The sequence below is a fragment of the Acetomicrobium thermoterrenum DSM 13490 genome (assembly GCF_900107215.1).
Taxonomy (GTDB): domain Bacteria; phylum Synergistota; class Synergistia; order Synergistales; family Acetomicrobiaceae; genus Acetomicrobium; species Acetomicrobium thermoterrenum.
Genome location: NZ_FNPD01000006.1, coordinates 71,720 through 90,288 on the forward strand (window position 1 = coordinate 71,720; position 18,569 = coordinate 90,288).

The 18,569-nt window shown below is 45.4% G+C and carries 21 protein-coding genes; 10 read left to right on the forward strand and 11 right to left on the reverse strand.

Annotated elements, in window-relative coordinates; all coding sequences use genetic code 11:
* Positions 1–25 precede the first annotated feature (25 nt).
* From BLU12_RS06010 to pstC, 6 genes are read right to left on the reverse strand one after another with little or no spacing between them, the layout of a single operon-like run.
* Positions 26–1,795, reverse strand: coding sequence for a sensor histidine kinase (locus BLU12_RS06010; RefSeq protein WP_091461357.1), 1,770 nt, complete (start codon positions 1,793–1,795; stop codon positions 26–28).
* Positions 1,779–2,489, reverse strand: coding sequence for a response regulator transcription factor (locus tag BLU12_RS06015; RefSeq protein ID WP_091461359.1), 711 nt, complete (start codon positions 2,487–2,489; stop codon positions 1,779–1,781). Before BLU12_RS06015 ends, BLU12_RS06010 begins: the two co-directional genes overlap by 17 nt.
* Positions 2,486–3,178: a phosphate signaling complex protein PhoU gene (phoU, locus tag BLU12_RS06020; RefSeq protein ID WP_091461441.1), complete on the reverse strand. Its 693-nt coding sequence runs from the start codon at positions 3,176–3,178 to the stop codon at positions 2,486–2,488. The genes BLU12_RS06015 and phoU overlap by 4 nt, the downstream gene beginning before the upstream one ends.
* A gap of 46 nt (positions 3,179–3,224) precedes the next feature.
* Complete coding sequence (gene pstB, locus BLU12_RS06025) at positions 3,225–3,998, reverse strand: phosphate ABC transporter ATP-binding protein PstB (RefSeq protein ID WP_091461361.1); 774 nt, start codon at positions 3,996–3,998, stop codon at positions 3,225–3,227.
* A gap of 19 nt (positions 3,999–4,017) precedes the next feature.
* A complete protein-coding gene (gene pstA, locus BLU12_RS06030) occupies positions 4,018–4,893 on the reverse strand; it encodes a phosphate ABC transporter permease PstA (RefSeq protein ID WP_091461363.1) in 876 nt (291 codons plus the stop codon).
* Complete coding sequence (gene pstC / locus BLU12_RS06035; protein WP_091461365.1) at positions 4,872–5,753, reverse strand: phosphate ABC transporter permease subunit PstC; 882 nt, start codon at positions 5,751–5,753, stop codon at positions 4,872–4,874. The genes pstA and pstC overlap by 22 nt, the downstream gene beginning before the upstream one ends.
* 299 nt (positions 5,754–6,052) lie before the next feature.
* Here pstC and BLU12_RS06040 point away from each other — a divergent pair, with 299 nt between their 5' ends.
* Positions 6,053–7,516: a leucyl aminopeptidase gene (locus tag BLU12_RS06040; RefSeq protein ID WP_091461367.1), complete on the forward strand. Its 1,464-nt coding sequence runs from the start codon at positions 6,053–6,055 to the stop codon at positions 7,514–7,516.
* An 83-nt stretch (positions 7,517–7,599) separates the two neighbouring features.
* Here the strand turns inward: BLU12_RS06040 and BLU12_RS06045 are convergent, their stop codons facing one another.
* Positions 7,600–8,232 (reverse strand): M48 family metallopeptidase, encoded by a 633-nt coding sequence (locus tag BLU12_RS06045; RefSeq protein ID WP_234945502.1) that lies wholly within the window; start codon positions 8,230–8,232, stop codon positions 7,600–7,602.
* 153 nt (positions 8,233–8,385) lie between these two features.
* Here BLU12_RS06045 and BLU12_RS06050 point away from each other — a divergent pair, with 153 nt between their 5' ends.
* Positions 8,386–9,165: an ADP-ribosylglycohydrolase family protein gene (locus BLU12_RS06050; RefSeq protein ID WP_234945503.1), complete on the forward strand. Its 780-nt coding sequence runs from the start codon at positions 8,386–8,388 to the stop codon at positions 9,163–9,165.
* A 116-nt stretch (positions 9,166–9,281) separates the two neighbouring features.
* Here BLU12_RS06050 and BLU12_RS06055 read toward each other — a convergent pair whose 3' ends face one another.
* Both BLU12_RS06055 and BLU12_RS06060 read right to left on the reverse strand, forming a co-directional pair.
* The gene (locus tag BLU12_RS06055; RefSeq protein WP_234945504.1) at positions 9,282–10,085 is read right to left on the reverse strand and encodes a family 1 encapsulin nanocompartment shell protein; all 804 of its coding nucleotides are present in this window, start codon (positions 10,083–10,085) and stop codon (positions 9,282–9,284) included.
* Between the two features lie 16 nt (positions 10,086–10,101).
* Positions 10,102–10,461 carry an encapsulin-associated ferritin-like protein gene (locus tag BLU12_RS06060; RefSeq protein ID WP_091461372.1) on the reverse strand — a complete coding sequence of 120 codons (360 nt, stop codon included), beginning with the start codon at positions 10,459–10,461 and terminating at the stop codon, positions 10,102–10,104.
* A gap of 138 nt (positions 10,462–10,599) precedes the next feature.
* Here BLU12_RS06060 and BLU12_RS06065 point away from each other — a divergent pair, with 138 nt between their 5' ends.
* The 6 genes from BLU12_RS06065 (at position 10,600) to BLU12_RS06090 (ending at position 15,883) form a co-directional block, all read left to right on the forward strand.
* Positions 10,600–11,535 carry a DMT family transporter gene (locus BLU12_RS06065; RefSeq protein WP_091461374.1) on the forward strand — a complete coding sequence of 312 codons (936 nt, stop codon included), beginning with the start codon at positions 10,600–10,602 and terminating at the stop codon, positions 11,533–11,535.
* Positions 11,536–11,574: 39 nt separating this feature from the next.
* Positions 11,575–11,934, forward strand: a complete 360-nt coding sequence (locus BLU12_RS06070) for a hypothetical protein (protein ID WP_200778724.1) — start codon at positions 11,575–11,577, stop codon at positions 11,932–11,934.
* Between the two features lie 182 nt (positions 11,935–12,116).
* Complete coding sequence (locus BLU12_RS06075; protein WP_268753509.1) at positions 12,117–13,091, forward strand: Mur ligase family protein; 975 nt, start codon at positions 12,117–12,119, stop codon at positions 13,089–13,091.
* Between the two features lie 17 nt (positions 13,092–13,108).
* Positions 13,109–13,489 (forward strand): poly-gamma-glutamate biosynthesis protein PgsC/CapC, encoded by a 381-nt coding sequence (locus BLU12_RS06080; protein ID WP_268753510.1) that lies wholly within the window; start codon positions 13,109–13,111, stop codon positions 13,487–13,489.
* Positions 13,476–14,552: a poly-gamma-glutamate system protein gene (gene pgsW / locus BLU12_RS06085; protein ID WP_091461378.1), complete on the forward strand. Its 1,077-nt coding sequence runs from the start codon at positions 13,476–13,478 to the stop codon at positions 14,550–14,552. The genes BLU12_RS06080 and pgsW overlap by 14 nt, the downstream gene beginning before the upstream one ends.
* 200 nt (positions 14,553–14,752) lie before the next feature.
* Positions 14,753–15,883, forward strand: coding sequence for a M20/M25/M40 family metallo-hydrolase (locus BLU12_RS06090; RefSeq protein WP_091461379.1), 1,131 nt, complete (start codon positions 14,753–14,755; stop codon positions 15,881–15,883).
* A 68-nt stretch (positions 15,884–15,951) separates the two neighbouring features.
* On the opposite strand, the gene BLU12_RS06095 is transcribed toward BLU12_RS06090, so the two are convergent.
* Together BLU12_RS06095 and murB are read right to left on the reverse strand one after the other, a co-directional pair.
* Complete coding sequence (locus tag BLU12_RS06095) at positions 15,952–16,476, reverse strand: GNAT family N-acetyltransferase (protein WP_091461381.1); 525 nt, start codon at positions 16,474–16,476, stop codon at positions 15,952–15,954.
* Positions 16,463–17,419: a UDP-N-acetylmuramate dehydrogenase gene (murB, locus tag BLU12_RS06100; RefSeq protein WP_091461382.1), complete on the reverse strand. Its 957-nt coding sequence runs from the start codon at positions 17,417–17,419 to the stop codon at positions 16,463–16,465. Before murB ends, BLU12_RS06095 begins: the two co-directional genes overlap by 14 nt.
* 192 nt (positions 17,420–17,611) lie before the next feature.
* Here murB and nuoE point away from each other — a divergent pair, with 192 nt between their 5' ends.
* Both nuoE and BLU12_RS06110 read left to right on the forward strand, forming a co-directional pair.
* Positions 17,612–18,145 (forward strand): NADH-quinone oxidoreductase subunit NuoE, encoded by a 534-nt coding sequence (nuoE, locus tag BLU12_RS06105; RefSeq protein ID WP_091461384.1) that lies wholly within the window; start codon positions 17,612–17,614, stop codon positions 18,143–18,145.
* 10 nt (positions 18,146–18,155) lie between these two features.
* Positions 18,156–18,557 carry a thioredoxin domain-containing protein gene (locus BLU12_RS06110; protein WP_091461385.1) on the forward strand — a complete coding sequence of 134 codons (402 nt, stop codon included), beginning with the start codon at positions 18,156–18,158 and terminating at the stop codon, positions 18,555–18,557.
* Positions 18,558–18,569 lie beyond the last annotated feature (12 nt).

Genomic DNA, 18,569 nt, shown 5'->3' on the forward strand with positions numbered 1-18,569 from the left:
TTTTGCTGGATTTTGCCAACCCGACTTAATCTTTTTTACGTAGTTTCGGCAAACTTACAAGAAAGGTGGTAGGGTCTATAGGCGATTTTAACTCTATGATTCCTCCGTGTCCTTCTATTATATTTTTCGCTATGGCAAGGCCAAGACCGTAGCCCGCTGATTTTTCTCTGTATCCTGTTTTAAAGGAGCCTCTCTTAAACCTGGCGAAGATATCTTCAGTCATGTTCGACGGTACTCCTACGCCGTTGTCCGATATGCTCACATGCCAAAAATTTTTGTTCTCATCTAGGGATATACAGATAAGTCCTCCCTTTTGGTCCTTGAATTTTTGCTGTGTATATTTGACCGCGTTATCGATTATATTGCCCAAGGCCTTTTTTATAGCGTCGTAGGAGGCTTCTATGGGAGCGCGAGAGAAGGGTATGTCCACCTTCCATTCTATATATCTGACCTGCGGGTAGCCTTTATATTCACTCACCAGATCTTTAAGTATTGAGACGATATCTACGGTCTCTCTTTCTCCCATTGTAATTGTAGTTTGTTGGCTTTCAAGTTTAGCGAGATACAGAAGGTCGTCTACCAACCTGGAGAGTCGATCCTGTTGTTCTGCGATTTTTTGCAACAATTTTTCACGCTCGGAGGTCTCCATATTGGGATTACATGCCAAAATTTCCGTTGCGGCCTTTATTACGGTGAGAGGGGTTTGAAACTCGTGGCTTGCATCGGCGATGAAGTTCCTTCTGGCGATTTCCATTTGCTTCTGATCGGTGGTGTCTGTGATCAAGAAGAGATAACCCTTTTCTAGACGCTTTGCTTTGCAATTTAAGTATCTTTTATTCTGATTGGTTACTTCAATGGTCGATTCCGCTTCGGATCTTTCTTTTAATTCGTCGTAAAGTTCTATCAGTTTGGGAAGGCCTATTATACCTATGAATAGTTTATTGATGTAATCGCCTTGAGCCATATCCAACATATCTATCGTGCTTTTGTTAAGATAGAGTATCTTCCCCTCGCTGTCTATCAGGATGACGCCTGCGGGGAGATAGTCTATCAATTGTTTTAGATTGTTTCTCTGTTGATTTAATAGTTTTAAAGTGTTTTGCAGATTTTCCGCCATCTCTCTCAAGCTCTTCGCTAAATTCGATATCTCTGGAGGGCCGATGAGAGAAAACCTGGCCTCTTTTCCCTCTGCGAGTTTTGATGCTACGCCGGACAATTCTTCCAAGGGGGTTAATATTTTTCTTATAATAAAATGGCTTAGTAAAACAGCAAAAAAAGAAAGGATCAACATCAGCAGGAAAAAGTATAAATTTAAGCCCCCTTTTACCGAGGTCAACAGATTTAATGATCGGGATAACACTACGATCAATTCTTCATCGCTCAAGGAAATTTTTTTCAACATGTGGGTCAAATAGGTTCTCTTTGCTCTATTGTAAATACTGTCGAAGACCAGCGGTTCTTTTAAAGCTCTTTGAAAATCAGCGCTCCCCGATAAATATTCTATTTTTGCCTTTTCCGGCTTGCTATCCCATATTATTTTTCCAGTTAAATCGTAAAGAGATATTCTGTCTGAATGGGCAAAATTTTTTTGGGCTAAAAAACGGATGGCCTCCGATCGATTTAGCTTTGCAATTGATTTCTCAATATTCTCTAGCGTGAGGCTCTGTTCTTCGAAGGCCTGATTTATCAATGAATTTTGAAATGCTTTAGAAGATAAATACCACGATGAGCATATTGTGAGTAAGACTAGAAAGACCGTGAAGAATACTATCTGCCCCTTAATGCTTTTCATCATTGATGTCACCGCCGAGCCTGTAGCCTCGATGTCTGACAGTTTCAATTAGGTTGAAGTTCAAGCCAGCCTTCTTGACCTTCGTCCTCAATCTGCTTATATGAACGTCTATGGTCCTGGTCTCTCCAAGATATGTCCCCCACACCTTCGCCAGCAGCTGTTCCCTCGAGACTATCTTTGGTGCATTTTTCATCAATATCTTTATCAGCTCAGTCTCTATGGGGGTTAGTACTATCTTTATATCCTCGTATGTCAGGATATCCGCATCAGCAATGAGTTCCAGCTTACCAAGCTTTATCGTTTCATTTTGAGGGGAAGCTGGATGGGCTCTGCGAAGGATGGTCTTAATTCTCGCGTGAAGTTCAGCCAGGGAAAAAGGTTTTTTTACGTAATCGTCGGCACCAAGCTCTAAACCTTCAATGACGTCTCTTTCGTCGCGCCTTGCGGTCAGGATAATTATGGGTATATCCTTCGTTATGGGGTCTTTTTTAAGCCTCCTGCACACTTCCCAGCCGTCCATAATTGGCAACATGAGGTCTAATATGATCAAATCCGGCAACGACTCGTAACAAATCTCCAAAGCCCTATCTCCGTCTGCGGCCTTTATTATTTCATATCTCTGCATTGAGAGGTATTGGCTTAGGAGGGAAGCTATATTCTCTTCGTCTTCTACGAGAAGTATTTTTTCACCGCTCAAGAGTTTTCCTCCCTAGGCCTCCTTATTTGTGAGGCACTTATCTTTTTCCCGGTGACTATATAGATAACCCTTTCAGCTAAATTTGTAGCATGATCTCCGGCTCTTTCAAGCGTTCGGGCGACAAGAAGAAGCTCGGTTGCCTGTTCTATTACTTGCGGTCTTTCTATCATGATCAACAGAAGTTCGCGGAATATCTGGCGCTCAAGATCGTCAACTTCATCGTCCATACGACATACATCCTCGGCATTTTTCGTATCCTTTTCCATCAGGGCATTAAGGGCGAGAAAGACCATTTTACGTATGTCGCTTTCCATTCTAGGTATATCCAGGAGAGGTTTTATATGGGGTCTGTCGGAAAGCTTGATCGCCCTTTTTGCGATGCTTGCGCCGTAATCGCCTATACGCTCTAAGTCGACTGCCATATGCATTATTGCCGATACCGTCCTCAAATCCTGTCCCAAGGGTTGAAATCTGGCCATAAACGTCAAACAACTCATGTCGATATCTTCGGCCATATCGTCAAGATTTTTGTCGCCCTCTATTACTGCCTTGGCCTTTTCTACATCCTGTTCTTTTAAAGCAAGAACCGATTGAGATACGGCATCTATGGCCAGCTTGCCAAGTTTTAAGAGTTTTTCCTCCAGATTTTTTAATTCTAGGTCTATATGCTCTCTAACGTTAATATCCATCACTCCATCACCGACCCTCTTATGTTAATTAAAATTTGGTTATATTTTATCCGAAACGACCCGTGATGTAATCGGCAGTGCGCTGGTCTTCGGGAGAGGTGAATATTTTTTCCGTAGGCCCCATTTCCACCAGTTCTCCCATCAGAAGAAATGCTGTCACGTCGGAAATCCTTGCAGCCTGCTGCATATTGTGCGTCACGATCACTATCGTGAAATGATTTTTCAAGTTTCTTATCAACTGTTCAATGCGGGCAGTGGCCATAGGGTCTAACGCAGAAGTTGGTTCGTCCATTAAAAGCACCTCAGGATTTACGGCGATAGCCCTTGCCACGCACAGACGCTGCTGTTGTCCTCCCGACAGGGACAAAGCCGACCTGGTGAGTATATCCTTGACTTCATCCCAAAGGGCAGATGCTTTTAAACTGTTTTCTACAATTTCGTCCAACCTGTTTCTGTCGGTTACACCGTGGAGGCGAGGTCCGAAGGCCACATTGTCATAAATAGACATGGGGAAGGGGTTTGGTCTTTGAAAGACCATTCCCACCTTTTTGCGAAGCTCGATTAAATCCACGCCTGGAGAGTAAATATCGGTATCGTCCAGGTAAATCCTGCCTTCGACTTTTGCGTTTGGCACGAAATCGTTCATCCTGTTGAGACATCTTAGCAGACTGCTTTTTCCGCACCCTGAGGGTCCTATGAGAGCCGTTACGCTTTTGTTAGGTATTTTCATGTTTATGTCTTTTAACGCCATAACGCCTTCATAATAAAGGAATAAATTTTCGATTTTCATTTTCATGATGTCCCTCGTAATGTCGCTCATATTAAAAAACCTTCCTTTGCTACATTAAGTAACGTCTACGGCTTAATCTGGCGCGCATTATAATGCCTACTAAAGTGATTCCCAAGACCAAAATGAGCAAGACCAAAATTGCGCCATATTGAAGCGGTCGTGTCTTGTCTATAGATGTGCCTGCAGTAGCCAAAACGTAAACGTGAAAGGGAAGGGCCATGACTTCCTGAAACAGGCTTTTTGCAATTCCGGGCGTGAAAAAGGCTGCGCCTGTAAACATAATAGGTGCCGTTTCCCCTGCGACGCGGCCAACGGACAGTATGGCACCAGTGAGGATGGATGGCATAGCCGTAGGAACTACTACCTTACTGATAGTCTGCCACTTGGAGGCACCAAGGGCATAAGATGCATATCGAAGGCTTTTGGGGACGGCAAAGAGCGCCGTTTCGGCTGCGCCCACTATAAGCGGTAGGGCAATACAGCCCAAAGTGAGTCCTGCCGATAAGAGGGATGGATTGAACTTAAGCATTATGCAGAAAAAGGAAAGTCCGAAAAGACCATAGACTATTGAGGGAACTCCCGCCAAGCTCCTTATGGCCAGTCTCAGTGTTGTTGTGAATATATCGTCTCTGGCGTACTCCACCAAATATATGGCCGTACAAATTCCGACAGGAAGGGAAAAGGCAATGGAGACCAGTATTAGCTGTACGGTTCCCACGATCGGTGTTAATATACCGCCCTCCGTCATAGAATTTCTGGGCGGTTGTGTTAAAAATTCTATAGACAAGGCTCCGGCTCCCTGGACGATCACGAAACCCAAAATGCCGAATAAAATAAGTATCACAGCGAACATAGAGGCCCACAATATAAAGGTCAATGATTTGTCCTTTAACTTTCTTCCCATCAATGCAATTGCCACCTCCATCGCTTTTCTACCCAGATGGCCGCAAAATTAAGCGCCAGGGTCATTAACAATAAGAGTAATCCGGCAAAGAAAAGAGCGTGATAATGAGGAGAACCGACTGGGGTTTCGCCCATTTCGGCAGCTATAGTAGACGTCAGAGGCCTTATGGGATCGAATAAACTCCTTGGGATAATGGCTGCCCCTCCTGCGGCCATTAAAACCACCATGGTTTCACCAATTGCCCTCATCATGCCAAGTAGACAGGCCTGCATGATACCGGGCAATGCGGCGGGTAGGACCACTCTGGTGATTGTCTCCTGCCTTGTGGCTCCCAGGGCAAAGGAGGCGTCCCTAATGTCGGAAGGTACGGAAGAAATCGCGTCGTCAGCCAGCGACCCAGTTATAGGTATGATTAGGATGCCCAGAAGTAGGGAGGCGTTGAAAAGGTTTAATCCAGAGACCAGCTCAAAGGTATTTTGAAGCCAGGGGGCCAAAAGGACCATTCCGACGAAACCCAGCACCACAGAAGGTAAAAAACCAAGCATTTCGAGCAGAGGTTTCATTATATTTCTTAAAGGGGATGGGCAAATTTCGGATAAGTATATGGCGACCAGAACGCTTAATGGAAGGGCGAAGAGGGACGACAGAATAGTTACGGCCAATGACCCCGCTATTAAAGGGAGCATTCCAAAATCCGGAGGAGAGTAAGTGGGATACCAATATAATCCGAATAAAAGCTCCTTGAGCGACGTCGATTTTAAAACCGGGATTCCTTCCTTTATCAAGAAAAACAAGATAAATATAAGGATAAAGATACCCACCATAGCTATGCCGCTTATAATGGTCCTGGCTATGAGATCCCGTTGCTTTCTATCCCTCAAATCAGAACTTCCTCCTTTTGGATAACTGACTTACGCTTCTATAAAGCTTCATGAAAAATTCATGCCTGTACATACTTATGAAAACAATAACATTCGCTAAGAGCTTATCATATTCTATGTAACAACAATTTTACAAAATTGTAAAACCAACGTTACTTTAAAAACAGTCTTTTTTGGCGTCACGCCGCCGTATAGTTTCAGTACTGGCAGGAAATATCCGAAAAAGTTTGTTGTCTTGGCATTTTCGGCTTTAGGGTGTTAAATTTTGTTGGGTTCCTGGAATAAAACTGGAGGTGTTGATGTTGAAAGTTTACAAAAGCTCAGCGAGGCCAAGCGAGGTGAGCTCGCAGGCATTGGGTATTTTCGTCTTTGAAGGCAAAATTGAGGAGTCTTTGAAAGAGCTTGAAGGTTTGGGCAAGAGGGTCAAAAGACAGGCGGAACATGAGCACTTTACCGGTAAGAAGGAAAGTTTGCTCAAAGTCACTTTTTCCGAAGGCCCGACGCCCAGGGTTTTTCTGGCGGGATTGGGACAAGAATCGAAAGCGAGAATAGACGATTACAGGGTTGCTGCTGCAATTGTAACGAAGGCCGCTTTAGAATCATATGTCGGAGAACTATATCTTTACTCTCCAAAAATTAACCCTCCCATTTCACAGGCCTTTGCCGAGGGGGCTTTGCTCGGCGCCTACAAGTTCGACCGATATAAAACCGATGGCCGAAAGGAGGAAGATAAAGGGAAAATTGATGACCTCTATATAATAAATGGCGACGACGATGCCATCGAAAGAGGCGTCCTTTTTGCCTGCGGACAGAATTATGCCAGGGATTTGGCGAACGAGCCTCCAAACCTTGTCAACCCAGCCACCTTGGCGAAGGCGGCCGTTGATTTGGCTGATGATATGGGCTTGGAATGCGAGATATACGACGAAGTAGAGTTGGAACGCATGGGCATGAATGCCCTCCTTGCTGTCGGGAGGGGATCTGCTAATCCACCCAGGTTGATCCACCTGACGTACAAGCCGTCGTCCAGGCCTTTAAAGAAAATTGCCCTTGTCGGAAAGGGGCTCACCTTCGATAGCGGCGGATTGGATATAAAAACCTCAGAGAACATGAGGACCATGAAGGGTGATAAAACGGGAGCATGTGTCGTCTTGGGAGCGATGAGAAGCCTTGTCAAGTTAAATTTGCCGATGGAAGTGCACGCCTTGATAGGAGCCGTTGAGAACATGCCGAGCGGTTCGTCATATAAACCCGATGATATAATCAAAACCTATACAGGAAAGACCATAGAGATCGATAACACCGACGCCGAAGGGCGGGTGACTATGGCAGATGTGTTGGGTTTTGCCTCGAAGTTAAATCCCTCTTGCATGGTCGATATTGCTACTCTTACGGGAGGTTGTGCCGTAGCCCTGGGTCCTTACAGGGCAGGAATATTTGCGAACGATCAAGCCCTTTGCAACGCATTGCTCGATGCGTCGTCCTTCACGGGAGAAATGCTCTGGCAGCTTCCCATGGACGACGAGCGCTTGAGAAAGCGCTTGGATTCGCCCTTTGCCGATGTGGCCAATTCAGCGGGAAGATATGGAAGCGCCATCACTGCTGCCATGTTTTTGAGAGAGTTTGTGCCCGAAGACATTCCCTGGGCTCATATCGATATAGCAGGCGTAAGTTACTATAAGGAGCCTTTCGGGTACTACTCCAGCGGAATATCGGGGTTCGGCACCAGAACGATATTGCAATGGCTTTACCGGTTGCAATAAAAAGCCCAAAGGCCCATACAGGAGTTTGATGGTAAGGATCCCTTCTCCTTACGCTCCCTAAAAAATTCATTTTGAAGGAGCGCTTAATAACGTGTCGATACTTCTGCCGCCTTGTTTCTTACATGGATAAGCCTTCTGTCGGTTGGAGGATGCGAATTAAAGCCGCTGGGACTGGTCTCGTAACCTGCCTCTTTCATCTTTTCCAGTGCCCTAACCAAACCCCATGGATCGTAACCGGCCCTGGCGGCCAACTCTATGCCGTAGTCGTCTGCTTCCACTTCCTGCTCACGGCTAAAACCGGATTCTGCAAGGGCGTAGCCAATGTCCAAAGGATCTATGCCCGAAGAACTTCCCACCTTGCGGAACAAGAGGCCCCATAAAATGCTTCGGGTGACCGTTCTGCTGTAGTGATTGAGTTTTATGTGTCCGATCTCGTGGGCCAGCACGCCCGCAAGCTCATCTTCGCTGTCCAGCAATTCGAGCATTCCCTTTGTCACCGTTATCGAATACTTATTCAAGGAAAAAGAGACCCAGGCGTTCGGCTCCTTTTGGTCGACGACAGCGATTGGAGCAGAAGGATCGATTCCGGCTGTTTTTGCCAATTTCGCCCAAACACTTTTTACCGAATCGGGTTCCAGCGCAGCCAATGAAGCGTTAGCCGAAAGAAATATAATAATTACCGCCCCAACGAGGAAAGAGCGTGCAAATTTTTTCATTTTTATCACCCCCATCCATAGTGGGGTAAATTTCTAGATTTATTTTAATTCTCATTTCCAATATTAATTCTAATATTTTATACTGGAATTGAAAATGGGAATTTTTACGTAGGATGGAGGGATGAAGGCCTTTGATTCTCGGAGGTGGATCTGTTGATATTAGGTGCAATTGTGGGAGATATAGTCGGATCGGTATATGAGTTTGATCCGGTAAAAGACGAAAAGGCGGTAATTTTCTTTAAAGAAGGCTGCACCTACACAGACGATACCGTTCTCACTGTAGCGGTGGCCGATTGTCTGTTGCATAGAGGGTCTTACGCCGATTATTATTTAAAATATGCCAGCCGATATCCAAACGCTGGCTATGGTCGAATGTTTAAGCTTTGGTTGAAATTTAACGGACAGAGATCTATAAAAAGCCTTGGAAACGGTTCGGCGATGAGGGCGAGCCCCATAGGATGGGCATGTAACGAAGCGGAGGACCTTTTGAGGGAGGCCGAAAAAAGTGCCCTTCCCACGCATTCAGACCCGGAGGGTATAAAGGGCGCCCAGGCCGTGGCTTTGGCCGTATTTTTAGCTCGAAAAGGTTATTTGAAGGAGCAGATAAAACGAGAAATAGAACGCCGTTTTGGATACGACCTGTCGAGAGAACTCGAGGAAATACGTCCTTCCTACAACTTTGATGCCACCTGTCCCGGTTCCGTCCCAGAAGCGCTTATAGGTTTTTTGGAGTCCGATGATTTCGGAGACGCCTTGAGAAAAGCGATATCTTTGGGCGGCGACGCCGATACGCAGGCTGCCATAGCAGGAGCCGTGGCCCACGCATATTATGGAGGCATTCCCGGCGAAATGGTAGAAAAGTCGAGGATGCTCCTGCCAAGCGAGTTTGTAAAGATAATTGATATATTCGTCAATACCTACGATGTCTTTTGATTTTGAAGTCATAGAAAAAATAAGGGTGCTGATTTGTTATCTGAGACCATAAAATAAGGACCGCGGATTTCTGCGGCCCTTATTTGGCATATCGGTGTAAGCCTTTTATAGGAGCCTTAGTCGACCAGCTTTAAAGGAACGGCAGCTTCCGGGGTGTTTACGTTAAACGTAAATGTTTCAGTATAATATAAGGATACTACTGTATCATTGTGCTCTTTATAACCGATCGAGATGTCCTGTCCCGATACGAGCTCGAAATCTCCGCCGCGAAGGGAGACAACTATTCCGTCGTTTATCTGGGAAGATAGGATTATCCTGCTGTCGCCAAGAATGTCGCTGATTTTCTTGTAAAGGGGATAGCCTTCTCCTGCGGAGTATATCCTGGTATAAAGGGCCGGGCTTGCAACAAGGGCGTAGGGTCCTTCGATGCCGTGTAAGGTAAAATGCGCCCTTACCTGTGCCAAGCTTGCTAGGAGCTCCGATGGGTCTTGAAGGGGCAGTTCCTGGACAAACTCTTTTGAGGCAGCGAAAATGCCTTCTATGCAGGCATCGTCCAAACCATAGAATACTGCTTTATCTTCGAAGGATGCTATCTTTCTGGCTGCTTCTTCGAGACTAGAGAGATCGGGAGATTTGGAGCCTCTGGCTATACTGTCTAATTCGCATAGGGATAGCTCGAAGGGCACGTAAGCTTCTACCAAAGGCAAACTCAGGCGCGTAGCATAACAAACCTCTTTGGAGGCATCGCCCTTTTTAAGCTTTCCCGTCGGGTAGGCTGCATAGTCCCAACCCAGGGGGCCTATGAAATCCACAAACTTTCTTGCGGAGAGGTTCTGTTTTAATATCTCTTCCGATCTTTGGAGTATCTCTTCCCACGCAGGGTTATTTACGGGTGCAAGCTCTTTTTTTAAAAAATCCATCTGATTCATCCCTCCTTTACTTTTTAAGAGATCCGATGTTTAAGCTCGAAGGGGCTTTATCCTTCGAGGGTGTTTCGTTTGACGTCGCCGATTCTTCAATTTCCGTAATGGGCTCTTCGGTAAAAAGGTAGGTACGAAGAGCTTCGTCCCAACTCGGCATATTTCGCCTCAGCCATTCGAGAAGCATGGCTGCGTGTTCCATTTCTTCGTCGCGATTATGCTCTACTACTGCTTTAATCGCTGGATCCTTTGTGGCTGCAGCTCTGTCGTTGTACCACATGACTGCCTCTATCTCTTCTTTGAGGCTGGCCAGGGCTCTGTGAAAATCTCTATCCTGTGCAGTGAGCTCTTCTACCGGTTCATGATATTCGGCCATGGAAAATCCCTCCTTAATTTGATATGTTTTCGAAATTTATTATACTTCACAATTGGAGCTTGGGCAAAAGAACTTATTCTTTAGTACAATGAGATAGCTATCAAAGAATCAATATAAACGATCAGGGAGAGATATATAATGGAGAACAGGGAATTTCAAGTCGACGAAGCGACCGTCGATACTTCTTTAGATTGGTCGAGCCTCATTGCCTTGGCAGTTACTCTTTTAGTGTGGTCGTCGGCCTTCGCTGCGATAAAGGCAGCTCTAGAGCATTATACTCCTCTTCATCTTGCTGTCCTCCGTTTTATGATCTCTTCGCTGATATTGCTTCCCTTCGTATTTTTTAAGTTCGGTTTGCCCCAATTAAAGGATCTCCCATTTATATTTTTTCTGAGCGCTACGGGCATGCTCCTTTACCATATACCGCTTTGCATTGGAGAACAGACGGTTGCGGCGGGTTCGGCAAGTCTCTTGATCGCCACGGCTCCCGTTTTCACTGCCATATTGGCCGTTATCATCTTAAAGGAAAAGATGAACCCTTTGGGCTGGGCCGGCATTATCATGAGCTTTACGGGAGCAGCCGTGATTTCACTTGGCGAAGGCGATTTTGGCCTGGAGTTGGGAGCTCTCTGGATTTTATGTGCGGCCTTTATGGAGTCCTTCTATTTCGTTTACCAGAAAAAGCTTTTACCTAAATATGGTGCCTTTCGTCTTACAACTTATGTAATAATGGCCGGAACTATCTTGATGATCCCCTTTGGAAAGGACCTTTTGAAGGCGGTTATAACGGCACCTCCATCTGCCACTATCACTGTCGTGTATCTCGCCATTTTCCCGACCTGCATCGGCTATGCGGGCTGGGCTTACGCCACTTCCAGAAATCCTGCCTCTCTGGTTGCCAGCAGTCTATTCCTGAATCCTGTAATGGCTATATTCATAGCTTGGATATGGCTGGACGAAATGCCCACTTTTATATCGATTATGGGTGGCGTAATCGCAATAGTTGGAGTTTGGATGTTGCAAAGATCTAGAAGGTCTGGCTCGATAGGGGATGTTTCTAAACGAAAAACATAATACCCAATTAGATTGATATTATAAATTTTAGATAATATTTTGTTATCTATAGATTATAACATCGACATGATAAGTATAAGTACAAGTATAGAAGATATAAAAGAAGCACAAGAAGCATATGAAAATGAATTTTTAATGTATCAACCTATAATAGAGGAAAAGGCTATGGACCTTTATAGTAAAAATCCTGCCGAGGCACAATCTTATTTGACGGATTACGTTAATGACAATATAAATAAGGTTGTTGATGGTTGGTGGTCGCTAGCGCAAAGGCTTGTTGGAAAATATTGTGATGGTTATATAACCTATCCTGACGGAAAACAGGATGCTGTTGGATATCCCACGTGGTGGTTAGAGACTGTCGAATTTGGTAAGGAGGAAATGGAACCAAAGGAATAAGTTTCACTTAAAATATAAAAATCCACCTAAGTTGCTCTCTAAAATTATTTTTGTATTTCATTTTCAATACGGAGCTCAGGAGAAATTAATTGATAATGTCTATCACACAATAGAGAAGAAGTCTTCTCTATCGTGTGATATTATAATCAAATAAGAGGTGTAAAAACATAACCAGATACAAAATCCTTGTTACAGGAACAAGAGGAAAGAGCACTTTGGTAAGGTTAATGACGGCTGGGTTTAAGGCATTAGGTATCTCCTGTTTTTCTCGTATTACCGGAGTCGTCCCGATGGAAATATTGCCCAGCGGTGTTCGGCAGATAGTCAGATCGAGAGAGGGGCATATCGAAGAGCTCCGGTGGTGGCTTTACCATGTGCCCGAAGATTCGGAAGCTATCGTCGTGGAAAACAGTGCTGTCTCCGCCGAGCTTCAGCCTCTGGCGGCAAAGTGGCTCAAGCCCAACCTAGTAATCTGGACCAACTTAAAGGAAGACCATCCAGAAGCTTGGGGTCCGACGAAAGAAGGTGCGATGCGGGCTTTGCTTTCTGGGATCCCGAAGGGCGTGCCTGTAGCATTGGGCCCTGACATGCATTTGGAAGAAAAATTGCACGGGATTTTAAAACAAAATCGTAACGAGGTTTTTTTGACAGGAGATGCTGTAGATTTTGAGGAAGCAAATAAGGCTTTAGCTATAAATGCTCTAAAGACATATGGACTTAATGTAACAGAGGAATCTCTGAGCAGTAATTTAACTGATGATCCAGGTAGATTTAGAGTTCTAAAGATGGGTAATGGTCTTCTGGCATGGGGTTTTTCGGCTAACGACGTAGAAAGCACCGTAAGCCTTCTTTTTTCCCTTAAATGGCAGAAAGAAGAGACTACTGTGCTTTTTAACAATCGTAGAGATAGGCCGGGAAGGCTGAAGGCGTTTGAACCATGGTTTAATAATGCTCAGTACAAAGGTATTTACATTTGCGGTTCCCATCCCCTTCGTCATATAAAAGGTGCTAAATGGATTTATTTTAGGGATGTTGACGAGATCGTTTCTTTCGTGAGTGAAAGAGGTTTGGTTTTCGGTTGCGGTAATATAGCAGGATTGCCCCTTCGAGAACTGCTCTCTTATGAAGAGGTGAATTATATCTGCGACAGGATTTAATCGTTATCGCTGTAAGTATAGCTTTAGGTTTGATATTTTATCGCAGGACAGGTGTAGCTACGGGAGGGATAATTTCGCCGGGCTTGCTGGCTTTGGGGCCATTTGCACCACGTACGTTTGCCTTCGTCATACTGAGTTCGCTTCTTGTACTCTCTTTACTGGAAGTCCTCGTCAGGGTTTTTGGCCTATACGGAAGGGAAAGGGTGTCCTTTGCTTTGCTCATCGCAGCATTGCTGGGCTTTTTCTCGAACCCCTTTTTACCATGGGTTGGATGGGTGGTCCCAGGCCTTATCGCTGCTGACATGCAGCGTCAAGGCGTCATTCCAACGTCCTTGGCGCTGTTTGTCGTTACCGGATTATCTGTCTTAATGGGGAATTTGGTATATGAGATATTTTAACGCCTTCGTGCGTGGCATATTTTCGATGATCCTGGGAAAGGACACAACTTTATCGCGAAGGTGTAACCTGTATCTTTTCATGCTTGCCGCCGTTATATCTTTATTGGTGTGGTCCTGGCCTTCAGGAACTCTCACTGTCGAGGAGGAAAGGGTTTGGGATCGGATCAGAGAAGCTCAATTTTATCTTTACAGCTTAAAAACGCAAAGAGAAGGAGTTGCTCCCTCTCAAAGCTTGGACCCTTGGCAAAGCGGTCTTATCGGGACCGAATGGAGCATCATAACTACCACAGTGGGCTCTTTGGCGTCCAAACAGATTTCATGTAATCCCCTCTGGGGCGCGATCTTTCTGCGTTGGTTCGATAAGGCGGGACTAAAGCGAGGAGACAGGATTGCAATCTTAAGCTCAGGTTCTTTTCCAGGTTTTTTGATATCTTCCCTGGTCGCCGCAGAGGAAAGGGGGTTAGATGTGCTGCTTGTTGTCTCGCTGGGCGCATCTTCCTATGGCGCTAATGATCCGAATTTTCCTATCCCGATAATTCTAAGGGAACTGAGAAGGGCAGGATTTATCTCTACGAAGGCGGCTTTTTATACCTTTGGCGGAGACTACGAAATAGGAGCAGGCATTCCTCCGGATGGACTTGAAATATTGTCGCAATCTGCGATATCGGACGATGTACCGCTTTTACAAGCGAAGTCATTGCAAGAAGTGATTGATGCAAAGGTAGGACGTTTGGATATATTTAAACCTGCTTTGGTGGTGCAAATTGGCGGATCTCATGCAAATATGGGAACCGACGATGCTGTATTGTCGTTACCACCAGGTTTTTTGGATTCAAGATATGCCGAACGCGCCGGCAATGGGGTTATAGGATTGGTCCTCAAAAGAGGAATACCAGTTATACATATGCTTAACGTCAAAAGTTTATGCCGGATGACCGGCGTTTCCGAAGGGGTAGAAGTTGCAAAGAAAGGACCGAAGCCCTTCAAATTTTCAAGGGCCTTTTTAGGCCTACTATTTTTTGCCGTCTTTTTGTATAAGTATGAGCGATGGGCCTTTGAGTAAAGGTGTAAGTATCCTCTTTTTAAATGATATACATAGCAGCTTAATATAACAATGAACTCGCCTTAATTCCTTTTTATATCAGGATAAAAATATATTTTTTTGATATTCGTGATACAATTAATCTTAACCTCTAAGTTCCTCTTTATTAAAAGATGTTGCGGAGGTGATTCGGAAGCGGGAGCTTCAAGGGGGTGTTTTGATTGAATGACGAAAGATTTGATCGACTGGCCGGTGAGCTTTTGAGGCTCATAGAAATTCCAAGTCCGAGCGGAAATGAAGGACCTATCTTGGGATACCTCGAAAAAAGGCTGCAGTTTCTTGACCTTCCTTCAAAAAGGCAAATGATAACCGAAAATATGGGAAATTTAGTCTTTAACCCGGGTTCTAAGGTGTTGTTCGATCTTCATGTAGACACCGTTCCTGAAATCATGGAAGGTATTAAGTGTAACCCGTATCTGGACGGAGATTTGGTTTACGGCAGAGGGGCATCCGACATAAAAGGGTCAATAGCATCGCTCATAATTGCCCTGGAAGACTATGCACAGATAACCAAAGGGGATGTTGACTTTCCTGCGAGCATAGTTTTTACCGTCGACGAAGAACAGGGCGGCAGAGGAGCCTGCGAAGCAGTGAACCTAAAGCCGGAAGAGGTCATCGTCTTTGAGCCGACGGAGCTTGATATATGCACAATGGAAGCAGGAGCCATAGGAGTCAGACTGAATTTTTCAGGTAGGCCCGCCCATGGAAGCGATTTCGAGGCGGGAGAAAACGCCATTACAAAGGCCATCGAATTTTTGTCCAAATTGAAGGAATTACCCTTTCTCGAAGGGGAGCATCCTCGCATTGGCGAGGCCGGATTCAACGTGCAGGCTCTGTTTGGCGGTTCTGTCGACGAACTGGTCATTCCAAGCCGAAGCGAGATGTACGTCGATTTCAGGTTATTGCCAGGGGTAGATCACAGAGAGGCAGAGATTCAGTTAAGGCAGTTCTTTGAGGAGAAGGGGGTCGACTACGAGATCGACGATGTCTCGCCTTCCTTTCAGTTGGACGATGAAGTTCCAATCGCCAGGAAACTTAAGGAAGTTGCTTCAGCAAAGTTAGGCCTGAGCTTGCAAACGGGAGCTTTTAAAAGTTGGAGCGATGCAGAGCCTTACGTTACAGCGGGCATCCCCGCGATAGTTTTTGGTCCAGGAAAGCTCTCCATATCCCATACGCCCTTTGAACACATCTCCTTGGGGGAAATGGATGTTGCAAGCAGGATTTTGACGGCCTTTTTGGCCTCCCTTACAGATATCTCGAGGGATGAGTTGAATATTTCAAGGGTTCGCTGAACATTCAAAAATAAAGGCTGTTTTAGGTTAAACCTAAAACAGCCAATGTTAACTTAAAAAGCATCCCTTCAAAGATTTTTTATAAACCTTATCCATTTTCCTCTTTTTTCTTTTTCTTCGAAACCCTGGCTTTTGTAAAAATTTTGGGCGTGGAAATTCTTTTCGCCCGCCCACAGCTCTATCATCTTGACGCCTCTTTTAGCCAATAAGTCCACGGCCTTTTCCAATAGCAGTTTCCCGATTCTTTTGCCCTGGTAATCGGGGTCGACCAAGATTTCATGTATTTCTCCCACGATATGGCTCTCCGGGGAAAGCCATTTGTGGTCTATGGACACGAAACCTACGATTCGCGATCCGTCAAAGGCGACCAAAAAACCGCCATCGGCTCGCCTGTAAAGCCATCCGAGATATCTTTTGATCGTCTCGATATCGGTGTCAGCGTACTCCTCTAAGCCTTTGTAAGCACGTCTGTAGAGGTCAACGATCTCCGATTCGTAGTCGGCGGGGTTCACGCTCTTTATTTCGATAGTACCTGAGGCCTCTCCCTGTTCAAAACCCCATGGCTCACCACCTCCTTCCCTAAAGAAATTCATGTAAAGGCGCTATCTTTCCCTTGGGGGTAACATACCTTACCTCGCATTCGAGCCAAAAACCAGTCCTTTTGTGGACTGTCTCTCTAATCATGGAAATTAGCTCGAAGGCGTCTTTGCAGCGCCCGCCTCCCACATTAACTATAAAGTTGGCATGCATTGTGCTAACCATGAGCCCCCCCACGCGAAGTCCCTTCAAACCCGCCTCTTCTATTATCTTGCCCGGCGGGCCGCATACTTCGTATATTTCCGCATTGTTCGTGAAGACGGAGCCGCAACTTGGAAATTTAAGGGGAAATTTGCATTTTCGCTCGGCCAGTATGTCTAAAATGCGCCTTTTGATGTTTTTGGGGTCATCGCCTTTGCCCTCGATGCAGGCCTTGAGGATTACATAATTTTTTCTTTGAAAAAGAGAGCTGCGATAAGAAAATTCGCACTTATCGCGAGATATCTCGATGAGATTTGCACTTTCGTCCAAAGCCAAAACGCTTTTTACATTATCGCCGATTGAACGCCTCAAGCTGCCTCCATTCATGTAGATAAGCCCGCCCAAGGTACCAGGTATTCCGCTGACGTGCTCAAGTCCCGAGATGCCTTTTGAGGCGGCGATCTTTGCCAAGCGAGGAGTCCACACACCGGCATCGGCGACAATACTTGTGCCGCTTGTCCGAACACTTGCGAAGGCTTTGCCGAATTTTGCCACTATGCCACGCAGGCCTTCGTCGGGAAAAAGTATATTGCTTCCCCTTCCGATGACGATAAAGGGGATGTCCCACTCCTTGGCGAAGACGATCAACTTCTGCAGGGAGGGTATGTCGCTCACATTTACCAACACATCGGCAGGTCCGCCGATCTTCCAGCTCGAGTGGAGGGCCAGCGGCTCGTCTTTTTTTAGGTCCTTTATGCCTATTTCTCTCAGTCTGTTGGCCAATATTTCAAGTTTCAATTCTATCCCTCATGTCTGCTTTGTATGTGAGATGCTCGACATTTCGTCTCGTAATAGGATATCAAACTTTCGTCATATTTCTAGGGGGAACTTCTCGAAAAAAAAGCTTCCTTCCAGAGCGCGATTTATCCTCATTAATATAATACAATATACAGATAATTTACTTTTAAAGCGTAGTATAATATAAAAAACATGTTACTAGTCAAACATATCACTATCACTAAAGAAGGGAAAGAGGTGAGGTGTGTGACTAAAGGCACTAAAGAAGTCGAGCTCGACATTAAGGAGCTAGAGGATATCGTAAACAAGGCTAAGGAAGAGAATTTAGGTTTAATACCTCTGCTCCAGAGAACCCAGGAGGTAATCGGCTATTTGCCGAAGGAGACCCTGGTAGTATTGTCGGAGATGTTGCACCTTCCCTACAGCAAGGTCTTCGGAGTAGCTACATTTTATGCACAGTTCCATTTGACGCCAAGAGGACGTCACGTGATCCAACAATGCGACGGTACTGCCTGCCATGTCAAGGGAGGTCCCAGGATAAGGCGTGTCATAGAGGAAAAATTGGGCATCTCTCCCGGCGAAACTACCGAGGATTTGAAGGCTACATACGAGATCGTCTATTGTTTGGGTTCCTGCGGCCTGGCGCCAGCTGCAATGATCGATGGCAAGGTGATTGGAAGGCTGACTCAGGAGAAAATGAAGAGAATTTTAGATTCGATGGAGTGAGGGGAGCGAAATGTGCAGCTTTAAGTTGAAAGGCCCCGAGGATCTTGAGAAGTTGGCCGAAGAGGCCAGGAAGGAGCTGGTAATTAGGGAGGGTGCTGAATTTACGGTAAAAGTCTTCATCGGATCGCTAAATAACAGAGAGACATATAAAAAAGTGGCCAAGGCCTTTGTGGATGAAACGAAAAGGGCTAACGTCAGAGCCAGGGTGATAATTGCAGAGGGTGAAGCTGCTTCTGGTTTCGACCCCCTCGTCGAGATAAATACACCGCGGGACGGCGTTGTTCTTTACGCAAACATCACTCCCGACAAAGTTCCCATCCTGGTAAGAGAGCATTTGGTAAGGGGAAAAATTGTTTCTGAGTGGATCATCTCTCAGAAGCGCAGCCAGCATGTGCTCTTTAGCTGGCATTAATTTCTAATGATA